Here is a 20,821-nt window from a genome sequence, read left to right as displayed (position 1 = left end):
ATCAGTCACCGACATTCTGGATGGTTATCTGGTAGTGAAACGCCATCTGTGTGATCGACACCGGCTGACGCGCACTGCCCCGCGGCAGGTAGTCGATGCGGGTGATGGTATTGCCTTCTGTATCCCGTAACGTCCGGCGCAGCGGCTGATCTTCCAGCGTCCAGCCCGGCGGCAACAACGGCTGCCAGCGCTGCGCAGGCCAGTAACTCAACATGATATCGGCCAGAACCTGACTGGCTGGCGGCAACCCTTCGATCCTGATCGCCTGTTCGGTGTGGATCCCTGTTTGATCGTAGACCACTTTGAACAGACGGATCCCCAGAGGGGAAAGCCCGGCAAGCTGCAATGATTTGCCGTCAGCATTCAGTAATACCAGTAACGACTGCTGTTTACCGTTCACCGTGGCGGTCAGCAACTGTTGCTGAGTGAAGGGTTTTTCCAGCGACGGCGCGGGTAAATTCACCTGCACGCCGCGTTTGAGCCATGCCTGCGGTTCAGTGCCGGACGGTTTGTGTGCGACACATCCGCCAAGCATGACAATAAGCAGCGCCAGCAGCGGCGGCATACATCGGATCATGGTTTGCGTCCTCGTTTTTTTGCGGGCAAGGTCAGCGGCGACAACAGGAAAGCCGTCACTATGCCAACGCTCAGGACAATGCCAAAACTACTGATGGCTTGTGTTGAGCTGAACACCAGCATGCCGAAGGTCAGCAGCGTCGTGACCACTGCCATAAAAATGGCAAACATCGAGGTGGTCGGCGTGCCGCGCGGATTGGTGAAGAACAGGGTGTAATTAATGCCAATCCCCAGCACCAGAATCAGCGCCAGCAGGGAGAACAGGTTGAGATGATGCCCGCTGAATCCCAGCGCAGCGAGGCCCATGCTCAGGGAAAGTACGGTCGGTAGCAGACAGATAAGCCCGTGCGGCAGCCCAAACCGCCACAGATAAATCACGGCAATCACCGCCACGGCCAGCGCCAGCAAGGCTGTCAGATATACCCGGTACTGGGAGAACAGACTGCTGAATTCCGTTTTGCGATCGATCCATCCGCTACCGGGCGTGGAAGCTGCCAGTGCGGCCATCGCGGCGCTGTCATGAACACCGTTCACCGGGATCAGCGTGGCGCTGCGCCCGTCCGGCAGGGACAACCACAGCAAGCGCCAGCCTTCGCTGACCACGCTGTTCAGCCAGTCAGGGACGTCAACCCGCCGGGCACTGAGATCGGGGGCGGCCACGGCAATACCGGCCTGCTGCAGCTGCGCAATGATCTGCGGCGCACGCTGGCGCAGCAGGGACAGATCGCGTTGCTGCTGTGCCTGCGAAGGCAACCCAACCGCGCGGAACCCGTCAATCACACCTTTCTCTTTCACCTGAATCAGTTTGGGCCGCAGGGCTTCAAGCCGTTGTAAGGTCTGTTCGGGATTATCGCCATACACCACCAGCCACTTCTGATCGTTGGTTTGCCCGGTCAGCGCGGCAATTTGCTGTTCCTGCTGCTGTAATCCGGCGGGCAGCGCCTGTAAATCGGCAATGTCATCATTGATGGTCAGCTGCGATATGCCGACTGTCGCCAGCGCGAGTATCACTAACGGTAAACCTAACCGCAGCGCTTTGCGGCTTCGCCAGGCCAGTAACCAACGCAGGATCAGCGTCAGCCCCGGCGTCGGGCCAACCGGCAAATGACGGGACAAATACGGATACCAGCACATCACGGTGATACAGGCTGCACTCAGCCCGGCGGCGGCAAACACAGCCAGTTGTTGCAGGCCGGGGAAAGGCGCAATCAGCAGCATCAGATAGGCAGCCACCGTGGTCAGCAGCGCCATGGATAACGCGGGGAACAGCTTTTTCAGGCTTTCCAGCGGGGTGCTGGTGCCGCCATGTACGCGCCGTTCGGTGAGGAAATACAACGTATAATCGGCAGAGATCCCGACAATGCTGGTGCTCAGTACCAGTGTCATCACGTGGATCCCGCCAAACACCCACAGGGTAAATACCGTGCCGGACAGCGCGCCGATGGCAATCGACAGTAAGCTGAGTAACATCGGCAGAACCGAGCGGAACATCAGCAAGATCAGCACGAACACGCCAATAACCGATGCGGCACCTATGGTCGAAAGATCGTGTTCCGCCTGCTGACTGGCGTAATTGCTGTAGAAAATCGTGCCGCGCTCAAGCACCTGCGCCCCCGGCCAGCGCGCCTTAAATGCGTCTTTCGCCGCATCAAGCGCCGCGACCGTGTGTTTTGCGGAGGTGATGTCGTACGACGAGGCTTTCAGTTCGCCATGCAGTAAATACCAGGTGCGCCCCTGTTTATCACGCGCCATCAGCCAGCCCTGATCCAGCGTCATGCCACCGCTGTTTTGCTGCTGCGCCATTTGTGAGGCACGAACCAGCAATAACGGATCGTTCGCCAGCTCTTTGCCGCTGACGCCCGCAAACGCCGAATACACCTGACCGAGGATCCACTGACTTTGCTGATCTGCACCGGACGTCAGCCGCTGGCGGGTCGCCTCATCGAGTAAGGCGTTACGGTGCCGGAAGAAAAAGGTTCCCCATTCCTGCTGGCGTTGCGCATCCACCGGCCCCTGAACCTGACTGAGTTCCGGCATCGCCTGTAACTGTTTCAGCCAGTCATTCACCGGTTCCGTACCGGCTCCCGGCGGCGGGCTGACCAGCCACATCAGCTGACGATCCAGCCGCTGCGTAAAACCGTCCGAAATTGCCTGCGGTATGTCGCTTTCCTGTTGCTGCGGCAACAGCGCCAGTACGCTGCTGTTAACCTGACTGCGCGGCAGCAGCCAGAATAACGCCGCCACCAGCAGCGCAATCATCAGCAACCAGCATTGTGCCAGTCTGCGGTGAAGGTCAGGACGCAAAATGGCGTTTCTCGGCATCGGTTAGCGTGGCGGGCGTGGTTTTCTGGTTGAAGAAGCGAATATGCGTGGCATCGCCCTGCATGTCATCAATGTCGATATTGTTCAAAAAGGTGTCGCCATTGAGCGTGATGCGGCGGAACAGGCGGTTCAGCGGCGAGACTTTCGGCGTCAGGATCAGCGTCCACGCCCCTTTACCGAGATCGGTAAAATCAAGGCTGAAGTTCTCTTCCAGCACTTTGCGGTCAGCATGAAACAGCGCGCTGAGCAGGGAGTTGAACTGGAACATTTGCGGATTGGTTTCTGCCGTCACTCCCTGAGGCTCCTGTCCGGCCATAGTTTGCACCATGCGGTTTTCAGTCAGTAATAACGTCAGACTGAAGGGTTTTTCCTGCTGCCACCATAATCCCTGCTGCTGGGCGATCAGCAAATTGCCTGTGGAATTAAGCGGTTGAGCCATGCCACTGATAGTACGTTGCTGGGCAAACTCAGCGCGCAGCACCGGCACCTGACTGAAACGCTGCTGAAGTTCTTCCAGCGTCACCGCGTGTGCCGCCACGCTGAAAAACGTCATGACGATGAGCAGAAAAGCTTTCACAGGCTGACTCCTGTTTTATCGAAAAGCACCTGCGGCGAGACAAAACACATTTCCTGCGTGGTGGCATCTACCGCGACCTGCAATGTGTAACCGGTTGTGGTGCGTTTCCCGGTATCGATGTCGTAAATCTGATAACCGATGCGCAGGCGGTTTTCGATTTCTTCCAGCTGCGCGTGCACGGTAATACGCTGTTCAAACAGCACCGGCGCGATGTATTTCAGGCGGGTATCCACAATCGGCCAGACATAACCGGAGGCTTGCATCTGGCGATAGCCGTAATCAAATTGCTTAAGTAACTGTTCGCGGGCGATTTCCAGATATCGAAAATAATTGCCATGCCAGACCACACCCATCGCATCAGCATCGTGAAAAGGAATGGTGATATCCACCCGGGTAGAAAATCGCGGGTCGTTAAAGCGCGGATCACGTTTGGAGGTCATATCAGTCAGGTTTCCTGTCAGAGGCAGCATCCGCCGGACGCTGCCAGAAATCATAAAAATTAAACCAGTCGTGAGGGGCCAGCAGGCTGTAATGCTCAAGACGTGCGGCGTAGCGATCGACGGCAGCCTGCAAGGCGGGCAGGCGATTCGCACGCGGGAGGATCAGCGGATCGGCAAAATATTCGCAATAAATATGCAGCCGGTGCTGTTGCATGATGCCAAACATCAACATAACCGGCGCGCGTAACGCCGCCGCCAGAATAAACGGGCCTTGCGGAAATGCGGCTGGCTTGCCCAGAAATTCGCTGTAAATCACACGGGAATGCTCACCGCGCAGATGCTGGCTGGCAGAGGTGCGGTCGCCCACGATCGCCACCCATTCGCCGGCATCCAGTTTTTCCTGCAATAAGATGGCGGTGTCAGGCCCCATCTGGCTGACCTGGATCAGATTGACCACCGCCTGTGGATTAATCTCTTTCATCACCTGATTAAATCGCTCGGCATTGTCGGTGAAAACCAGTGCATTGACGGTGATCCGATGGTCCAGCGTGCCAATCGCACGGCAGGATTCGATATCTCCTAAGTGGGAGGCGAGGATCAGCGTGCCGCGACCGGAGGCGATATGCGCCTCGCAGATCTCAGGATTGACCAGCACCGCGTCGGTCAGGGTTTTATCGCCCTGCCAGCTCGCCAGTTTAGTGAGCAGCGACTCACCGAAGCGCATGAAATGCCGGAATGTACTCAGCGGATACGGCAAAGCCATCCCGCGCCGGGCCGCGGTGGCACTGACGCGTTCAAGCCAGTCAGCAGAAGCCGCACGCTGTTTGCCCCCGGTCAGCCAGAACCAGCCGATCACCGGATAAAGCAGCACATGAAAAGCCTGATAGCCCAGCGTGCGGTAAACCGCCAGCATCAGGCGGATCCCCCATAATCCTTTACGCTCCTGCGTCGTTGACCAGTGCGCCTGCTCCTGCGTTTTTTGCCTCTGGCGCAATAGAAAAGGAATACGCGGCAACATGCCAAAAAACAGCCGGGTGTGCATCCATGAGATCTGCAGGTTGTCTTTTACCGCATCAAAATGCGAGAGGCCATCGTCGGGGTAAATGACCCGTGTAGGCAGGAAGCGACTGCGCGTACCCTGCCAGTAAAGACGCACCATGATTTCCGTATCAAAATCCATCCGCAAACCCAGTGTCTTCTGCGCCATCAGTTGCAGGCAGGGTTCGAGAGGATATACGCGAAAACCACACATGCTGTCTTTCACCGAAAAGGACAGCGTTTCGATCCACACCCAGAAATGCGTGATGTAGCGGCCATAAAGACGCGATTTCGGAACGCTTTCATCGTATACCGGCTGGCCGGAGATCAGGCAATCGGGGTGTTTTCTGGCCTCGGCCAGCATGGCGGGAACGTCAGCAAGCTGATGCTGGCCGTCGGCATCCACCTGTACAGCATGGGTGAAGCCCTGCTCTGCCGCCAGACGCAACGCGGCCATCACTGCGCCGCCTTTGCCCAGGTTGGAGGGCAGACGCGTCAGGTGCATCCACGGCGTGACGCTGGCCAGCTGCTGCAACGCCTCGGCCGTCGGCGCATCACTGCCATCATCCACCACAATGCACGGCAGACCGAATGGCCGGAGATTTTCCAGCACGTTCGCCATCATCGCACCGTGGTTGTAGCACGGGATAATCAGGCAGGCAGAAAAAGGGGCAGAAGACGTCATGGACATAATGTGATTTTTCCACTGCTGGCGACGGATCCACCCACACTGTAGCGGAAGACTAACCGGTGTTTCTCTTTCAGCCAGTCGATCTGCAAACTCACGACTTCATCCGGCAGCAGCGGGCGCTGAAACTTCACCACTTCCATCCCCGAAAAAGCCTGATTCAGCCCGAGAAGTTCGTCCGCGTAAATCATGACCCAGTTAACCTGCGTGACACCGGGCAGGATGGGAGACGTCGGGAAATGGCCTTTGAACCAGAAGAGATCCGCCGACAGTCGGAGCCCGAGCTGCACACTCGTATCGCCGGTAAATTGCTGACTGAGCACTTCAGGCAAGATCATAAAAATATTTCCTGTAATTGTGCCGTTGCACGTTTGCCTTGCGGGTTGAGCGGGATCGCGGGGGCGAAACGCCAGTAACGCGGTACGGACACCGGCGATAACCACTCACGCAGCGCATGGCGGATTTGGGCGAGGAAAGCTCTCTGACCTTGCGTGTGCAATCGCTGCTCGCCCTGCGGGTTCAGCACCAGCACCGCAGCGATGTAGATCCGTCCGTTTTTCTCGAGAGTCAGAACGCAGGCATCGGTTAAAAGATCCAGCGCCTCTAATCGCTGCTCGATTTCAGTCAGCGAGATGCGTTGCTCGGCGATTTTGACGATCCGATCCTTGCGTCCCAGCAGGGTAAAATGGCGCTGCCCGGGCGGCAATAGTCGGATCTCGTCACTGAGCGTTATGCCTTCCGCTTGCGGGATCAGCGGAGACATCAGCGAAACCGATCCGTCAGTATGAGGCCGGAGTTCAACACCATCAAAAAGTGTCCACGCGTCTTCGGACCGTGACGGCTGGCGAAAGGCAATCACCCCGCTTTCTGTCGTGCCGTAAATTTCTGTGGTTGAGCAACCACAAACTTGCTGCACCAGTGACGCAATATCATTGTCCAGCGGACCGCCCGCAGAAAACACCTGCCGGAGTGTGGCGGTTTTCAATCCCGGATCCAGCCTTTTAAGAAAGGCCGGGCTGCTGATGAACACGACGTTATGTCCGTTCGTCAGGGGGGAAAGCTGCTCATGGTATTCAACGCTTTTCGTCGCGAAAGGCAAACCCAGTGATAATGGCAGCATGAAGGCAAAACTCAGTCCATACATATGATGCGGAGCCACAGTGGCGGCAAAGCGTACTGCGGTAAACTCAGTGCCCCAGCGGGCCAAAAGCCACTGACTCTCTTTTTCCAGACAAGATACCGGTTTGATGATTTTCTGTGGTCTGCCGGTCGAACCGGAGGTAAACAAGGTCAGCGACGCGTTGTCTGGCCACTCCGGTAAAACGGAGAGCGATTCATCCGCAACAATGGGAAAACGGATTACCGGGCACGCTGCCAGCAAAGGAAGATCGGTGATCAGCGCATCAAACTCATCGCGTTGCTCAGCCAGTACGGCCGGGCGGAAATGGCCAGGCAATACCGGCGTTTTGCCACTATAAAGTACCGCCAGCAGCGCCACAGCAAAAGAGTAATGGTCTTCAAGACATAACGCCCAGCGTGAATGAGGGGCAGCACGGAGGGCAGCCAGCAAAGACAAAACATCCTGGCGGAATTCGCGTTGTCGCCATTCCCGGCTTTCATTCCAGGCCACCAGATGGTCATCTGCTCTTTCCGCGCTGAGCCATTGGCTCATTGGCAGCGTCATAAGTGTCGCAGGCGCTTTCTGACTATCCATTCCATACCCATTAATAAGCCAATCAGCAGATAACTGATGCCACCGTTGTATAAAGCCCAGAGTGCCATATCACCTTTCAGGCAGGTGTATAAAGCAAACGTGCCATTACACAGAAAGAAAACGCACCAGACCTGAGTGACCCGCCGGGTATAAATCACCCCTTCAGGGGGTAAATCCGGTTCACTCAGCCGGGCAAGACGTTCAACAAGCGATTGCCGGCCATACAGGGAACTGAAGAATAATCCCAGTAATATCCCATTAACCGCGACCGGGTAATACAACAGCAGCGAGGTTTCACGCAGTACAACACTGGCGGCGACCAGCACAATACCCGTAACAGCAATGGCTTTTCCAAAGAATGTTAACCGGGAGAGTTTCCCGCGAAACGTCAGTAAACGCAGAAGAAATACAGTGATTAACAAGGGAGCCAGAATACCGGTTCCCCAGTTTTTCAGGCCACACCAGACGGCTATCGGGTAAGCAATAACCGCCAGTGGCATTGCCCAGCGGACAATTGTTTTAAGCTTGAGAAGTAAAAGGCTCCGGCGCTTATCCATGACAGCGGGATCCGCAGAAATCAGGCCGCAGGCGTGTTGAGCAATTCATCAATTGCATCAACCACGTCCTGAACGGTACGCACGGATTTGAACATGTCTGGCCGGATCTTTCTGCCAGTGATTTTTTGCAAATGAACCACCAGATCGACAGCATCAATGCTGTCTAAATCCAGATCCTCATAGAGTTCGGCGTCCGGGCTGATATCGTCTTCATCAATTTCAAATAGCTTGATTAATAAGGTGCTAATTTGCTGGTAAATTTCTTGCTTCTGCATAGGAATCTCTTTAACCACGCTGTACTGAAATAAATCTGGCCAGACTTTCAACCGAATAAAAATGCTCGCGCATTTCCTGACTTTCCGCCGAAAGGATCACACCGTATTGCTTTTTCAACGCCAGACCTAACTCCAGAGCGTCGATAGAATCCAGCCCTAATCCGTCACCAAAAAGGGGGGCTTGCGTATCAATCTCATCGGGTGTCATGCCTTCCAGATTAAGCGTCGCGATGATCAGTGTTTTAATGTCGTTACTTAATGAATCCATGACTTATTTCTCGTTATTTTGAGTATTGCTGCGCATCAGTTCAGTACGCAAATGCTGTGTCAGTCGTCTTGCGGCCAGAGCAGGTGAAAGATCACTTTCAGCTAAAAAGTTATTCGCTTTTATCTTCTCGCCCACGGTTATCACAAACTGAGGTTTTGCTTTGGGGATCTGGTACCACTTCCCCTTTTTAGTCAGCATCGGTGGCTGACATGAAATATGAACAATCCTGATATCGCAACCCGCTCTCAATGCAATGTTAGCGGCGCCACGTTGCAGCGTCATCGGTTTTTCGGGCAACGTGCGCGTTCCTTCAGGAAAAACCAGTAACGTCCCTCCTGCTTTCAGCCGGGTATCGCAGGCCTGCAACAGGGCGTCAGATCCGGAATTAATCAGGTAACCCGCCGCTTTTATCACACCGCGTAAGAACGGGTTACGCAGTAAAGCCTGTTTGACGATGCAATCACAACGCGGCATCCGTGACGCCAGGATCACATAATCCAAAAGGCTGGGATGATTCGCCACAATCAGGCATCCGGCATCCTGCTGAAACTTTTCGTCGCCTGTAAACCGGTAATCCATTACCCCCACCAGACGTAATCCCGCCAGGAAGAAGCGAAAACTGTTGCGGATACTGTTCAGCGTCATCCGGTGCAGTTTCTCCGGCTGTCGGATGATGAGCCGCAACAGAGTAAACCAGATAATCGAAAGCAACAGTCCGCCAATTCCGAAAAGTGCGAAAAAGAATCCGGTTGCCAGCCACCGCCAGATACGGTTCGTCAGGGAAGACGTTTCTTCGGGTGCTGCTGTTTCTCTCATCACAAATCACGAACCCATTGCCAGCCGTGGCGGTTGTCAGCACTGACATTAAATAAAGGGGCAGAAGAGAGATAACCGCGTAAAAATTTCAGGCTCTGCGGAAGAGCCGAATTCATATCCTCAACCGGCAATGAAATACGCTGACAATGCAAAGTATCGCCAGCCGTTAATATTATTGCTACGGCGTAAGGCAGAAACTCAGAACTTACCGATTCGTGATATATATCGGGAATTTCACCCTCGAAATCCACCAACATCACACGAGTGGCGCCGGTGACCAGCATCGACTGAGCTTCCAGTATTGCCTGCTGAAAACTGTCGTTTCCTGCGGCCAATGAAGTCACGGGTAATGGATTTTTACTGATAATGGTTAACCAGCCCGCCGCAGTGTTGTGGACTGACATCGAAAATTCTGTCGGTGAAATGGCTTCTTGCTGTGCAAGAGAATGTAAAATACGCCCCGTTTTCTCCAGTTCACCATGCCGGCTGGTAAAAATGGCGGCATCCACATCATGCTTTTCGAGTAATGCCAGCCCGGTATCCACCGCTAAACGGCTTCCGATACTCATTCTTCGGGCAGCCATCATAGGGATATGCTGGCTTTTGGCAATATCGCCTGAAAACGTATTGCTATCAGGCTGCTGAGCCCACTGGATCCAGTGCTCACAACTGTGGATCCCCGGAGCTAAAGCCCGCCAGTCATGTATATCCAGTGAGAATTTCATGGTGATTATCTTTGTGATTTATCCATATTAAGACTTTATGATATTTTCTTAAAAGTTGCATCTGTAATCTGACAACTTATTGAACTGAGCTAAGAATTTTAGTATTAACCTGATAACGAATATTTTTAAATAACGCATTTATTATTTATGGTTGGATTAAAAGTGATAATCATTATATTTAAGATCGGGTAATAATTGTTATATCACTTAGTACATTGAATTTATTTTCGGGAGAATTTGAAGGGATAAAATGATCGAGAGGAAATAAAACAAAGCGCGTAAGGATAATGATCACAGCTAATGTGGCTTTTTTACGGTTTTATTTATGCAAAAAACCCCTGAATCTTTCGATTCAGGGGCTATGCAATTAGTGGCGGAACGGACGGGGCTCGAACCCGCGACCCCCTGCGTGACAGGCAGGTATTCTAACCAACTGAACTACCGCTCCACCGGTTCTTTCACATACATCAGAAAGCGTCTGATACATGTTTGTTCCTGTTATTTTCCTTGTCAGGGGAAAAGGAACACGTTCTTTATTATAAAAATTGATGCCTGGCAGTTCCCTACTCTCGCATGGGGAGACCCCACACTACCATCGGCGCTACGGCGTTTCACTTCTGAGTTCGGCATGGGGTCAGGTGGGACCACCGCGCTACTGCCGCCAGGCAAATTCTGTTTCATTCATACCGCATCGTGTCATGAGTTCTCACCACACACCGCCATACGAACCAATCTCGGAACAATCAGCTGAAAATCTACTTCAAAGTCTCTGCTAAAACACCTTTGGTGTTGTAAGGTTAAGCCTCTCGGGTCATTAGTACTGGTTAGCTCAATGCATCGCTGCACTTACACACCCAGCCTATCAACGTCTTAGTCTTAAACGTCCCTTCAGGTGGCTTAAAGCCACAGGGAAGACTCATCTCGAGGCAAGTTTCGCGCTTAGATGCTTTCAGCGCTTATCTTTTCCGCATTTAGCTACCGGGCAATGCCATTGGCATGACAACCCGAACACCAGTGATGCGTCCACTCCGGTCCTCTCGTACAGGAGCAGCCCTCTCAATCTTCCAACGCCCACGGCAGATAGGGACCGAACTGTCTCACGACGTTCTAAACCCAGCTCGCGTACCACTTTAAATGGCGAACAGCCATACCCTTGGGACCTACTTCAGCCCCAGGATGTGATGAGCCGACATCGAGGTGCCAAACACCGCCGTCGATATGAACTCTTGGGCGGTATCAGCCTGTTATCCCCGGAGTACCTTTTATCCGTTGAGCGATGGCCCTTCCATTCAGAACCACCGGATCACTATGACCTACTTTCGTACCTGCTCGAGCCGTCACTCTCGCAGTCAAGCTAGCTTATGCCATTGCACTAACCTCACGATGTCCGACCGTGATTAGCTAACCTTCGTGCTCCTCCGTTACTCTTTAGGAGGAGACCGCCCCAGTCAAACTACCCACCAGACACTGTCCTCACCCCAGATTATGGGGCCGAGTTAGAACATCAAACATTAAAGGGTGGTATTTCAAGGTTGGCTCCACGCAGACTGGCGTCCACGCTTCAAAGCCTCCCACCTATCCTACACATCAAGGCTCAATGTTCAGTGTCAAGCTATAGTAAAGGTTCACGGGGTCTTTCCGTCTTGCCGCGGGTACACTGCATCTTCACAGCGAGTTCAATTTCACTGAGTCTCGGGTGGAGACAGCCTGGCCATCATTACGCCATTCGTGCAGGTCGGAACTTACCCGACAAGGAATTTCGCTACCTTAGGACCGTTATAGTTACGGCCGCCGTTTACCGGGGCTTCGATCAAGAGCTTCTCCTTACGGATAACCCCATCAATTAACCTTCCGGCACCGGGCAGGCGTCACACCGTATACGTCCACTTTCGTGTTTGCACAGTGCTGTGTTTTTATTAAACAGTTGCAGCCAGCTGGTATCTTCGACTGGCTTCAGCTCCGGGAGCAAGTCCCTTCACCTACGCGCCAGCGTGCCTTCTCCCGAAGTTACGGCACCATTTTGCCTAGTTCCTTCACCCGAGTTCTCTCAAGCGCCTGAGTATTCTCTACCTGACCACCTGTGTCGGTTTGGGGTACGATTTCGTGTTACCTGGAGCTTAGAGGCTTTTCCTGGAAGCTTGGCATCAACTACTTCACCACCGTAGTGGCTCGTTATCACGCCTCAGGGTTAAAGTAATCCGGATTTACCAGGACTACACCCCTACACGCTTGAACCGGGACAACCGTCGCCCGGCTAGCCTAGCCTTCTCCGTCCCCCCTTCGCAGTAACACCAAGTGCTGGAATATTAACCAGCTTCCCATCGACTACGCTTTTCAGCCTCGCCTTAGGGGTCGACTCACCCTGCCCCGATTAACGTTGGACAGGAACCCTTGGTCTTCCGGCGTGCGGGTTTTTCACCCGCATTATCGTTACTTATGTCAGCATTCGCACTTCTGATACCTCCAGCAAACCTCACAGTTCACCTTCGACGGCTTACAGAACGCTCCCCTACCCAACAACACCTAAGTGTCGCTGCCGCAGCTTCGGTGCATGGTTTAGCCCCGTTACATCTTCCGCGCAGGCCGACTCGACCAGTGAGCTATTACGCTTTCTTTAAATGATGGCTGCTTCTAAGCCAACATCCTGGCTGTCTGTGCCTTCCCACATCGTTTCCCACTTAACCATGACTTTGGGACCTTAGCTGGCGGTCTGGGTTGTTTCCCTCTTCACGACGGACGTTAGCACCCGCCGTGTGTCTCCCGTGATAACATTCTTCGGTATTCGTAGTTTGCATCGAGTTGGTAAGCCGGGATGGCCCCCTAGTCGAAACAGTGCTCTACCCCCGAAGATGAGTTCACGAGGCGCTACCTAAATAGCTTTCGGGGAGAACCAGCTATCTCCCGGTTTGATTGGCCTTTCACCCCCAGCCACAAGTCATCCGCTAATTTTTCAACATTAGTCGGTTCGGTCCTCCAGTTAGTGTTACCCAACCTTCAACCTGCCCATGGCTAGATCACCGGGTTTCGGGTCTATACCTTGCAACTTGACGCCCAGTTAAGACTCGGTTTCCCTACGGCTCCCCTATACGGTTAACCTTGCTACAAAATATAAGTCGCTGACCCATTATACAAAAGGTACGCAGTCACCCAACAAAGTAGGCTCACCACTGCTTGTACGTACACGGTTTCAGGTTCTATTTCACCCTCGCCGGGGTTCTTTTCGCCTTTCCCTCACGGTACTGGTTCACTATCGGTCAGTCAGGAGTATTTAGCCTTGGAGGATGGTCCCCCCATATTCAGACAGGATGTCACGTGTCCCGCCCTACTCATCGAACTCACAACGTATGCATTTTTGTGTACGGGACTATCACCCTATACTGTGCGACTTTCCAGACGCTTCCACTAACACATACCCTGATTCAGGTTCTGGGCTCTTCCCCGTTCGCTCGCCGCTACTGGGGGAATCTCGGTTGATTTCTTTTCCTCGGGGTACTTAGATGTTTCAGTTCCCCCGGTTCGCCTCATTACACTATGTATTCATGTAATGATAATGTGTCGAAACACACTGGGTTTCCCCATTCGGGTATCGTCGGGTATAACGGTTCATATCACCTTACCGACGCTTTTCGCAGATTAGCACGCCCTTCATCGCCTCTGACTGCCTAGGCATCCACCGTGTACGCTTAGTCGCTTAACCTCACAACCCGAAGGTGTCTTAAAGACATCATCGCGCTGCGATTATTTGAGAGACTCTGTTACAGACTAATCCACCACTCAGTACTTCTACGGAGAGTGATGTTCAGCTGTAAACTTTCAATTTTCAGCTTGTTCCAGATTGTTAAAGAGCAAAATACTTCGCAGCATACTGTTTCCAATACACTCTGAAGTATTATTTAGGGGCTGTACGGTAATGGTGGAGCTAAGCGGGATCGAACCGCTGACCTCCTGCGTGCAAGGCAGGCGCTCTCCCAGCTGAGCTATAGCCCCATACAGTCACTTACAGATACCTTAATCACTAACACATCAGGAAGATGAGTTAGCCAATTACTTTCTCATCAAGGCGGAGTTCATACGACGTTTGCAACCGCAAACGAGTGTGACGACAACGCAGCATGAGGACGAATTGGTAGGCCTGAGTGGACTTGAACCACCGACCTCACCCTTATCAGGGGTGCGCTCTAACCACCTGAGCTACAAGCCTATTAAGGTATTTCTGCTCGTTACTTTCTATCAGACAATCTGTGTGGACACTGCACAATGCGTATCTTTAGGTAAGGAGGTGATCCAACCGCAGGTTCCCCTACGGTTACCTTGTTACGACTTCACCCCAGTCATGAATCACAAAGTGGTAAGCGCCTCCCGAAGGTTAAGCTACCTACTTCTTTTGCAACCCACTCCCATGGTGTGACGGGCGGTGTGTACAAGGCCCGGGAACGTATTCACCGTAGCATTCTGATCTACGATTACTAGCGATTCCGACTTCATGGAGTCGAGTTGCAGACTCCAATCCGGACTACGACATACTTTATGAGGTCCGCTTGCTCTCGCGAGTTCGCTTCTCTTTGTATATGCCATTGTAGCACGTGTGTAGCCCTACTCGTAAGGGCCATGATGACTTGACGTCATCCCCACCTTCCTCCGGTTTATCACCGGCAGTCTCCTTTGAGTTCCCACCATTACGTGCTGGCAACAAAGGATAAGGGTTGCGCTCGTTGCGGGACTTAACCCAACATTTCACAACACGAGCTGACGACAGCCATGCAGCACCTGTCTCAGAGTTCCCGAAGGCACTAAGCTATCTCTAGCGAATTCTCTGGATGTCAAGAGTAGGTAAGGTTCTTCGCGTTGCATCGAATTAAACCACATGCTCCACCGCTTGTGCGGGCCCCCGTCAATTCATTTGAGTTTTAACCTTGCGGCCGTACTCCCCAGGCGGTCGACTTAACGCGTTAGCTCCGGAAGCCACGCCTCAAGGGCACAACCTCCAAGTCGACATCGTTTACAGCGTGGACTACCAGGGTATCTAATCCTGTTTGCTCCCACGCTTTCGCACCTGAGCGTCAGTCTTTGTCCAGGGGGCCGCCTTCGCCACCGGTATTCCTCCAGATCTCTACGCATTTCACCGCTACACCTGGAATTCTACCCCCCTCTACAAGACTCTAGCTTGCCAGTTTCAAATGCAGTTCCCAAGTTAAGCTCGGGGATTTCACATCTGACTTAACAAACCGCCTGCGTGCGCTTTACGCCCAGTAATTCCGATTAACGCTTGCACCCTCCGTATTACCGCGGCTGCTGGCACGGAGTTAGCCGGTGCTTCTTCTGCGAGTAACGTCAATGTACAGTGCTATTAACACTGAACCCTTCCTCCTCGCTGAAAGTGCTTTACAACCCTAAGGCCTTCTTCACACACGCGGCATGGCTGCATCAGGCTTGCGCCCATTGTGCAATATTCCCCACTGCTGCCTCCCGTAGGAGTCTGGACCGTGTCTCAGTTCCAGTGTGGCTGGTCATCCTCTCAGACCAGCTAGGGATCGTCGCCTAGGTGAGCCATTACCTCACCTACTAGCTAATCCCATCTGGGCACATCCGATGGCGTGAGGCCCGAAGGTCCCCCACTTTGCTCTTGCGAGGTCATGCGGTATTAGCTACCGTTTCCAGTAGTTATCCCCCTCCATCAGGCAGTTTCCCAGACATTACTCACCCGTCCGCCGCTCGCCGGCAAAGTAGCAAGCTACTTCCCGCTGCCGCTCGACTTGCATGTGTTAGGCCTGCCGCCAGCGTTCAATCTGAGCCATGATCAAACTCTTCAATTAAAAGTTCGATTTGCTTCAACAAGTGAAGCGATGCTCAAAAATTAACTTTCGTAATAATTCAACTAAATGAATTACTGCTTGGTCACTCTTTAAGACTTGATATTTTTTGCCACCGAAGTGGCTGATATCGTCTTGTGAGTGCCCACACAGATTGTCTGATAAATTGTTAAAGAGCAGTGAGTTACGCGCTTTCGCTTGCTAACTCGAGGTGGCGTATATTACGCTTTCCTCATTCAGTGTCAACCGTTTATTTCATCCGGTCATCACTGTTTTTAATCTTTCCGACCCGGTCACTTCGTGATGTTGTTCACGTTGTTCCCTGTCGATGGAGCGGCATTATAGGGAGTTGGATTTTAATGGCAAGCGAATAAATACAGTTTTATTTCGTTTGCCGTTTTTTTATCCAAAGGCTGCTATTTCTGCCCTTTTGCTATAAAGGAAGGCAATGCAGCAAGGCTTTCCAGTACCATGTCCGCTGCACTTTCACTTTCTGCGGTCACAGGCTTACCGGTACGAACTAAAATCTTATGTCCTACGCCTGCGGCGGCAGCGGCCTGCATATCTTCAAGCTTATCGCCCACCATATAAGAAGAGGCCATATCAATGTTCAGCTCTTCTTTGGCTGTCAAAAACATACCCGGTTGCGGCTTACGGCAATCACAGACCTGAGTAAACGCTTTCACGGCACCTTCCGGATGATGCGGGCAGAAGTAGATACCATCCAGATCCACACCGCGGTCGGCCAGTGACCAGTCCATCCACTCTGTGAGCGTCATAAACTGCTCTTCAGTAAATTTACCCCGCGCGATACCGGACTGATTGGTGACCAGCACCAGTAAAAAGCCCATTTCCTTTAATTTAAGGCAGGCATCAATGACACCGTCGATAAACTTGAAATCATCGATTTCATGTACATAACCGTGATCGACATTCAAAGTGCCATCACGGTCGAGAAAGATTGCTGAAACAGGTTGTGCCACGAATTTGCTCCTGATGGCTGATTAACGGCGCCAGTATCGCATGTTTTCAATGTCCGTGAGAATGCTAACCTGGTTGACTTAGACGTCTAGACGCCTTAGCATCCACGACATGCTTCGGGGAGAGCCCCGCAGAGTTAATTTCACCACGTCACGGCAAAAAGACAGAATAAAAAAAATATGATTAAACTTTCAAACATCACCAAGGTTTTCCAGCAGGGTTCGCGCCAGATTGTCGCGCTCTCTGACGTGAGTCTTCACGTCCCTGCCGGACAAATTTATGGCGTTATCGGCTCTTCCGGCGCGGGGAAAAGTACGTTAATCCGCTGTGTCAATTTGCTGGAACGTCCGACGGAAGGCCAGGTCTTGGTCGATGGTCAGGAACTGATGTCTTTCTCAGAGAAAGCACTGACCCGTGCACGTCGCCAGATTGGCATGATTTTCCAGCATTTTAATCTGCTGTCGTCACGTACCGTGTATGGCAACGTAGCACTGCCACTGGAACTCGATAATCTCTCTTCCGCAGACATTAAGACGCGCGTCTCCGAGCTGCTTAAGCTGGTCGGTCTGGAAGATAAGCATGACGCTTATCCGGCTAATCTTTCCGGCGGACAAAAACAACGTGTGGCGATTGCCCGTGCGCTGGCCAGTAATCCTAAAGTATTGCTGTGTGATGAAGCCACCAGTGCATTGGATCCGGCAACCACCCGCGCCATTCTGGAACTGCTGAAAGATATCAACCGTCGTCTGGGACTGACCATTCTGCTGATCACTCATGAGATGGATGTTGTAAAACGCATTTGCGACCAGGTTGCCGTGATCAGCGATGGCAAACTGATTGAGCAGGATAAAGTGAGCGAAATGTTCTCTCATCCTAAAACGCCGCTGGCTCAGCAGTTCATTCAGTCGACCTTACATCTGGATATCCCGGAAGATTACGCCGTGCGCATGATCCCCACAGCGGAAGAAGGTCGTGTGCCTTTACTGCGGCTGGAATTTACCGGTCAGTCAGTGGATGCTCCGCTGCTATCAGAAGCTGTACGTCGCTTTGACATTAACAACAATATTATCAGTGCTCAGATGGATTATGCCGGCGGTGTGAAGTTCGGGATTATGCTGACGGAAATGCACGGTTCAGAAGAAAACACTCAGGCGGCGATTCAGTTCCTGCATGAGAATCAGGTGAAAGTAGAGGTGCTCGGTTATGTCTGAGGCAATGATGTGGTTAATGGGCCGGGGTATCTGGGAAACAGTCATCATGACGCTGACCTCTGGTTTCTTTGGTTTTGTGCTGGGTCTGCCTTTTGGCGTGCTGCTGTATGTCACCCGTCCGGGCCAGATTGCAGAGAATAAAAATGTCTACCGCGTGATGTCGGCGTTGGTGAACATTTTCCGTTCCATTCCTTTTATTATCCTGCTGGTGTGGATGATTCCGTTCACCCGCATGATTGTGGGTACCTCTATCGGTTTACAGGCGGCAATTGTCCCGCTGACCGTAGGTGCGGCACCCTTTATTGCCCGTATGGTTGAAAACGCCCTGTTGGAGATCCCAAGCGGTCTGGTGGAAGCTTCCCGCGCAATGGGCGCAACGCCGATGCAGATCATCCGTAAAATCCTGTTACCGGAAGCCCTGCCAGGTCTGGTCAATGCCGCCACCATCACACTGATCACTCTCGTAGGCTATTCTGCTATGGGTGGTGCTGTCGGTGCCGGTGGTCTGGGGCAAATCGGTTATCAATACGGTTATATCGGTTATGACGCCACGGTGATGAATACGGTATTAGTCCTGTTAGTGGTTTTGGTGTATTTAATTCAGTTTTGTGGCGACCGCATCGTAAAAGCAGTCACACATAAATAACGAAACAACAGCGGTAATAGCTACCCTGTGAATGATTTTTATCCGCTTATTGAGGAAAGGACATGTCTAACAAATTCAAATCCATTGCAGTTGTCGGCGCGCTTCTGGGATCGCTGGCTTTAGTTGGCTGCGGGCCAAAAGAACAAGATCCAAACCACATCAAAGTGGGTGTGATTGTCGGTTCTGAACAGCAGGTTGCTGAAGTTGCACAGAAAGTGGCGAAAGAAAAATACGGTCTTGATGTTGAGCTGGTGACATTCAACGATTACGTATTGCCTAACGAAGCGTTGAGCAAAGGCGATATTGATGTTAACGCTTTCCAGCACAAACCTTATCTTGATCAGCAGATTAAAGATCGTGGCTATAAGCTGGTGCCGGTCGGCAACACCTTCGTCTACCCTATCGCGGGTTACTCTAAGAAAATCAAATCAATTGATGAACTGAAAGATGGCGATCAGGTTGCATTGCCAAACGATCCGACTAACCTCGGCCGTTCTTTACTGTTGCTGCAAAAACAAGGCCTGATCAAACTGAAAGACGGTGTTGGCCTGCTGCCGACCGTTCTGGATGTGACTGAGAATCCTAAAAACCTGAAACTGGTCGAGCTGGAAGCACCACAGCTGCCACGTTCACTGGATGATGCGAAAATCGCACTGGCAGTTATCAACACCACTTACGCCAGCCAGATCAACCTGACGCCGGAAAAAGACGGTATCTTCGTAGAAGATAAAGATTCTCCATACGTAAACCTGATCGTTGCACGCGAAGATAACAAAGACGCAGAAAACGTGAAGAAATTCGTTCAGGCGTATCAGTCTGACGAAGTGAACGCTGCTGCGAACAAAATCTTCAACGGCGGCGCTGTAAAAGGCTGGTAATGACGTGAAATGAGCCGCTGAGGATTTCTCCGGGCGATTCATTTCGCAAATATTACTTTCTCAAAGACCTTTTTCAGAAATAAATAACAAGGCGGGCAGTTGCCCGCCTTGTTATTTTCTCAATACCTTGGTTCAATAACGCCACATTCTTTCCTGTAAACATATTAAAAAGCAGAGGATATACCATGCGTGCTTTACCTCTCTGTTTGTCGGCACTTTTGCTGGCGGGTTGTTCCCTGACTCAACACACACAGCCAACACCTCCTGCGCCTGTTGTTAAAGAAGAACCAAAACCAGTCAAACCAAAGCCGGCTCCAGTGCGCCCTGCTCCTGTAAAACTGTATAAAGATGCAGAAGCTCTAGTCGGAACGCCGTTCCGTGATCTGGGTGAAGTCTCCGGAGAGTCCTGCCAGAGCGCTCAAAACGATACGCCGCCAAGTCTGGCAACGGCGCGTAAGAGAATGCTGACCCGCGCATCTTATATGAAAGCCAATGCCGTGTTGCTGCATCAGTGCCAGATCATCAGCGGTGTGCCAGGCTGCTTCCAGCAGGCAATTTGTCAGGGTTCTGCCCTGAACGTCACGTTTAAATGACCTCTTTTGCTTTTGAACAAATAGGGACAATTCACTCGCCCTATAAAGAGAAGTTTGCTGTCCCGCGTCAGCCTGGTTTGATTGAGGATGGCGGCGGTGAATTACATCTGCATGCGCCTTACAACCAGCCTGAAGCCGTTCGCGGGCTGGAAGAGTTCAGCCATTTATGGGTGATGTTCATTTTTCATCAGACGATGGAGGGAGGATGGCGCCCGACGGTTCGCCCGCCACGCCTTGGTGGCAATGCGCGCACCGGTGTTTTTGCCACACGGTCCACTTTTCGGCCTAACCCGCTCGGCATGTCTCTGGTTGAACTGAAAGGGATCCGCTGTCAGGGACAGAATGTCGTTCTGCAACTTGGCAGTCTGGATTTAGTGGATGGCACGCCGGTTGTCGATATTAAACCCTATCTGCCTTTTGCGGAAAGCCATCCTGATGCGCGCGCCGGGTTTGCCCAGCACGCGCCGGATGCCGATATGCCGGTCGAGTTTTTACCTCAGGCTGAACAACAGCTGGCGGAACAAGCGCGGCACTATCCGCATCTGCGCCGTTTCATCACGCAGGTTTTAGGTCAGGATCCGCGTCCTGCTTACCGCAAAGGGGAATCCGCAGAACGCGATTACGCTGTTCGCCTGCTGGAATTTAATGTCCGCTGGCGGGTTGTGGGTTCTCTGAATCAGGTATTGTCCCTCGACGAAAACTAAAT

General features: G+C 52.3%; 18 protein-coding genes, 3 tRNA genes and 3 rRNA genes. 5 read left to right on the top strand and 19 right to left on the bottom strand.

Annotated elements, in window-relative coordinates:
- Position 1: 1 nt before the first annotated feature.
- The 19 genes from J9880_RS12195 to gmhB all read right to left on the bottom strand — a co-directional run bounded on the left by J9880_RS12195 (position 2) and on the right by gmhB (position 16,789).
- Complete coding sequence (locus J9880_RS12195; RefSeq protein WP_232769382.1) at positions 2 to 577, bottom strand: DUF3261 domain-containing protein; 576 nt, start codon at positions 575 to 577, stop codon at positions 2 to 4.
- Entirely contained in the window at positions 574 to 2,880 is a 2,307-nt protein-coding gene (locus tag J9880_RS12190; RefSeq protein WP_232769381.1) for an MMPL family transporter, read from the bottom strand. The genes J9880_RS12195 and J9880_RS12190 overlap by 4 nt, the downstream gene beginning before the upstream one ends.
- Entirely contained in the window at positions 2,870 to 3,475 is a 606-nt protein-coding gene (locus J9880_RS12185) for a LolA family protein (protein WP_131692825.1), read from the bottom strand. The genes J9880_RS12190 and J9880_RS12185 overlap by 11 nt, the downstream gene beginning before the upstream one ends.
- Positions 3,472 to 3,915, bottom strand: coding sequence for an acyl-CoA thioesterase (locus J9880_RS12180; protein WP_131692824.1), 444 nt, complete (start codon positions 3,913 to 3,915; stop codon positions 3,472 to 3,474). The genes J9880_RS12185 and J9880_RS12180 overlap by 4 nt, the downstream gene beginning before the upstream one ends.
- 1 nt (position 3,916) lies before the next feature.
- Complete coding sequence (locus J9880_RS12175) at positions 3,917 to 5,638, bottom strand: glycosyltransferase family 2 protein (RefSeq protein WP_232770468.1); 1,722 nt, start codon at positions 5,636 to 5,638, stop codon at positions 3,917 to 3,919.
- Positions 5,635 to 5,979 carry a 3-hydroxyacyl-ACP dehydratase FabZ family protein gene (locus J9880_RS12170; protein WP_095923184.1) on the bottom strand — a complete coding sequence of 115 codons (345 nt, stop codon included), beginning with the start codon at positions 5,977 to 5,979 and terminating at the stop codon, positions 5,635 to 5,637. The genes J9880_RS12175 and J9880_RS12170 overlap by 4 nt, the downstream gene beginning before the upstream one ends.
- Complete coding sequence (locus J9880_RS12165) at positions 5,976 to 7,355, bottom strand: AMP-binding protein (protein ID WP_232769380.1); 1,380 nt, start codon at positions 7,353 to 7,355, stop codon at positions 5,976 to 5,978. The genes J9880_RS12170 and J9880_RS12165 overlap by 4 nt, the downstream gene beginning before the upstream one ends.
- The gene (locus J9880_RS12160; protein ID WP_131692823.1) at positions 7,322 to 7,912 is read right to left on the bottom strand and encodes a COG4648 family protein; all 591 of its coding nucleotides are present in this window, start codon (positions 7,910 to 7,912) and stop codon (positions 7,322 to 7,324) included. Before J9880_RS12160 ends, J9880_RS12165 begins: the two co-directional genes overlap by 34 nt.
- Positions 7,913 to 7,932: 20 nt before the next feature.
- Positions 7,933 to 8,187, bottom strand: a complete 255-nt coding sequence (locus J9880_RS12155) for an acyl carrier protein (protein ID WP_095923186.1) — start codon at positions 8,185 to 8,187, stop codon at positions 7,933 to 7,935.
- Positions 8,188 to 8,197: 10 nt separating this feature from the next.
- Complete coding sequence (locus J9880_RS12150; RefSeq protein ID WP_095923187.1) at positions 8,198 to 8,455, bottom strand: phosphopantetheine-binding protein; 258 nt, start codon at positions 8,453 to 8,455, stop codon at positions 8,198 to 8,200.
- A 3-nt stretch (positions 8,456 to 8,458) separates the two neighbouring features.
- Positions 8,459 to 9,271, bottom strand: a complete 813-nt coding sequence (locus tag J9880_RS12145; RefSeq protein ID WP_195817512.1) for a lysophospholipid acyltransferase family protein — start codon at positions 9,269 to 9,271, stop codon at positions 8,459 to 8,461.
- A complete protein-coding gene (locus J9880_RS12140; RefSeq protein WP_095923189.1) occupies positions 9,271 to 9,996 on the bottom strand; it encodes a beta-ketoacyl synthase chain length factor in 726 nt (241 codons plus the stop codon). The genes J9880_RS12145 and J9880_RS12140 overlap by 1 nt, the downstream gene beginning before the upstream one ends.
- Before the next feature lie 371 nt (positions 9,997 to 10,367).
- Positions 10,368 to 10,444, bottom strand: a tRNA-Asp gene (locus J9880_RS12135).
- Positions 10,445 to 10,546: 102 nt separating this feature from the next.
- Positions 10,547 to 10,662 (bottom strand): 5S ribosomal RNA (gene rrf / locus J9880_RS12130).
- A 127-nt stretch (positions 10,663 to 10,789) separates the two neighbouring features.
- Positions 10,790 to 13,693: ribosomal RNA gene (locus J9880_RS12125) — 23S ribosomal RNA — on the bottom strand.
- Between the two features lie 214 nt (positions 13,694 to 13,907).
- Positions 13,908 to 13,983, bottom strand: a tRNA-Ala gene (locus J9880_RS12120).
- 137 nt (positions 13,984 to 14,120) lie between these two features.
- Positions 14,121 to 14,197, bottom strand: a tRNA-Ile gene (locus J9880_RS12115).
- A 71-nt stretch (positions 14,198 to 14,268) separates the two neighbouring features.
- A 16S ribosomal RNA gene (locus J9880_RS12110) occupies positions 14,269 to 15,809 on the bottom strand.
- Together the 16S, 23S and 5S rRNA genes with 3 tRNA genes alongside form the textbook arrangement of a ribosomal RNA operon.
- Before the next feature lie 413 nt (positions 15,810 to 16,222).
- Positions 16,223 to 16,789, bottom strand: coding sequence for a D-glycero-beta-D-manno-heptose 1,7-bisphosphate 7-phosphatase (gene gmhB, locus J9880_RS12105; RefSeq protein ID WP_133823608.1), 567 nt, complete (start codon positions 16,787 to 16,789; stop codon positions 16,223 to 16,225).
- A gap of 177 nt (positions 16,790 to 16,966) precedes the next feature.
- On the opposite strand from gmhB, the gene metN reads away from it, so the two are divergent.
- The 5 genes from metN to tsaA all read left to right on the top strand — a co-directional run bounded on the left by metN (position 16,967) and on the right by tsaA (position 20,819).
- Positions 16,967 to 17,998 carry a methionine ABC transporter ATP-binding protein MetN gene (gene metN, locus J9880_RS12100; protein WP_119822811.1) on the top strand — a complete coding sequence of 344 codons (1,032 nt, stop codon included), beginning with the start codon at positions 16,967 to 16,969 and terminating at the stop codon, positions 17,996 to 17,998.
- Positions 17,991 to 18,644: a methionine ABC transporter permease MetI gene (locus J9880_RS12095; protein ID WP_015696115.1), complete on the top strand. Its 654-nt coding sequence runs from the start codon at positions 17,991 to 17,993 to the stop codon at positions 18,642 to 18,644. Before metN ends, J9880_RS12095 begins: the two co-directional genes overlap by 8 nt.
- A gap of 62 nt (positions 18,645 to 18,706) precedes the next feature.
- Positions 18,707 to 19,522 (top strand): MetQ/NlpA family lipoprotein, encoded by an 816-nt coding sequence (locus J9880_RS12090; RefSeq protein ID WP_095923192.1) that lies wholly within the window; start codon positions 18,707 to 18,709, stop codon positions 19,520 to 19,522.
- A gap of 185 nt (positions 19,523 to 19,707) precedes the next feature.
- Positions 19,708 to 20,115 carry an Rcs stress response system protein RcsF gene (rcsF, locus tag J9880_RS12085; RefSeq protein ID WP_015696113.1) on the top strand — a complete coding sequence of 136 codons (408 nt, stop codon included), beginning with the start codon at positions 19,708 to 19,710 and terminating at the stop codon, positions 20,113 to 20,115.
- Positions 20,112 to 20,819: a tRNA (N6-threonylcarbamoyladenosine(37)-N6)-methyltransferase TrmO gene (gene tsaA / locus J9880_RS12080; RefSeq protein WP_232769379.1), complete on the top strand. Its 708-nt coding sequence runs from the start codon at positions 20,112 to 20,114 to the stop codon at positions 20,817 to 20,819. The genes rcsF and tsaA overlap by 4 nt, the downstream gene beginning before the upstream one ends.
- Positions 20,820 to 20,821: the final 2 nt, after the last annotated feature.

This window comes from Rahnella victoriana, from assembly GCF_021276285.1.
GTDB lineage: Bacteria > Pseudomonadota > Gammaproteobacteria > Enterobacterales > Enterobacteriaceae > Rahnella > Rahnella victoriana.
The sequence above is the reverse complement of the archived record's forward strand: the minus strand, read 5'-3'. Positions and strand labels throughout refer to the sequence as shown.

Bases quoted from the DNA above. Each gene is read 5' to 3' on its own strand.
- J9880_RS12095 (WP_015696115.1), top strand. From the start codon at position 17,991: ATGTCTGAGGCAATGATGTGGTTAATGGGCCGGGGTATCTGGGAAACA.
- rcsF (WP_015696113.1), top strand. From the start codon at position 19,708: ATGCGTGCTTTACCTCTCTGTTTGTCGGCACTTTTGCTGGCGGGTTGT.
- J9880_RS12150 (WP_095923187.1), bottom strand. From the start codon at position 8,455: ATGGATTCATTAAGTAACGACATTAAAACACTGATCATCGCGACGCTT.
- J9880_RS12090 (WP_095923192.1), top strand. From the start codon at position 18,707: ATGTCTAACAAATTCAAATCCATTGCAGTTGTCGGCGCGCTTCTGGGA.
- metN (WP_119822811.1), top strand. From the start codon at position 16,967: ATGATTAAACTTTCAAACATCACCAAGGTTTTCCAGCAGGGTTCGCGC.
- J9880_RS12155 (WP_095923186.1), bottom strand. From the start codon at position 8,187: ATGCAGAAGCAAGAAATTTACCAGCAAATTAGCACCTTATTAATCAAG.
- J9880_RS12180 (WP_131692824.1), bottom strand. From the start codon at position 3,915: ATGACCTCCAAACGTGATCCGCGCTTTAACGACCCGCGATTTTCTACC.
- J9880_RS12165 (WP_232769380.1), bottom strand. From the start codon at position 7,355: ATGGATAGTCAGAAAGCGCCTGCGACACTTATGACGCTGCCAATGAGC.
- J9880_RS12195 (WP_232769382.1), bottom strand. From the start codon at position 577: ATGATCCGATGTATGCCGCCGCTGCTGGCGCTGCTTATTGTCATGCTT.
- tsaA (WP_232769379.1), top strand. From the start codon at position 20,112: ATGACCTCTTTTGCTTTTGAACAAATAGGGACAATTCACTCGCCCTAT.
- J9880_RS12175 (WP_232770468.1), bottom strand. From the start codon at position 5,638: ATGACGTCTTCTGCCCCTTTTTCTGCCTGCCTGATTATCCCGTGCTAC.
- J9880_RS12145 (WP_195817512.1), bottom strand. From the start codon at position 9,271: ATGAGAGAAACAGCAGCACCCGAAGAAACGTCTTCCCTGACGAACCGT.
- J9880_RS12170 (WP_095923184.1), bottom strand. From the start codon at position 5,979: ATGATCTTGCCTGAAGTGCTCAGTCAGCAATTTACCGGCGATACGAGT.
- J9880_RS12140 (WP_095923189.1), bottom strand. From the start codon at position 9,996: ATGAAATTCTCACTGGATATACATGACTGGCGGGCTTTAGCTCCGGGG.
- J9880_RS12160 (WP_131692823.1), bottom strand. From the start codon at position 7,912: ATGGATAAGCGCCGGAGCCTTTTACTTCTCAAGCTTAAAACAATTGTC.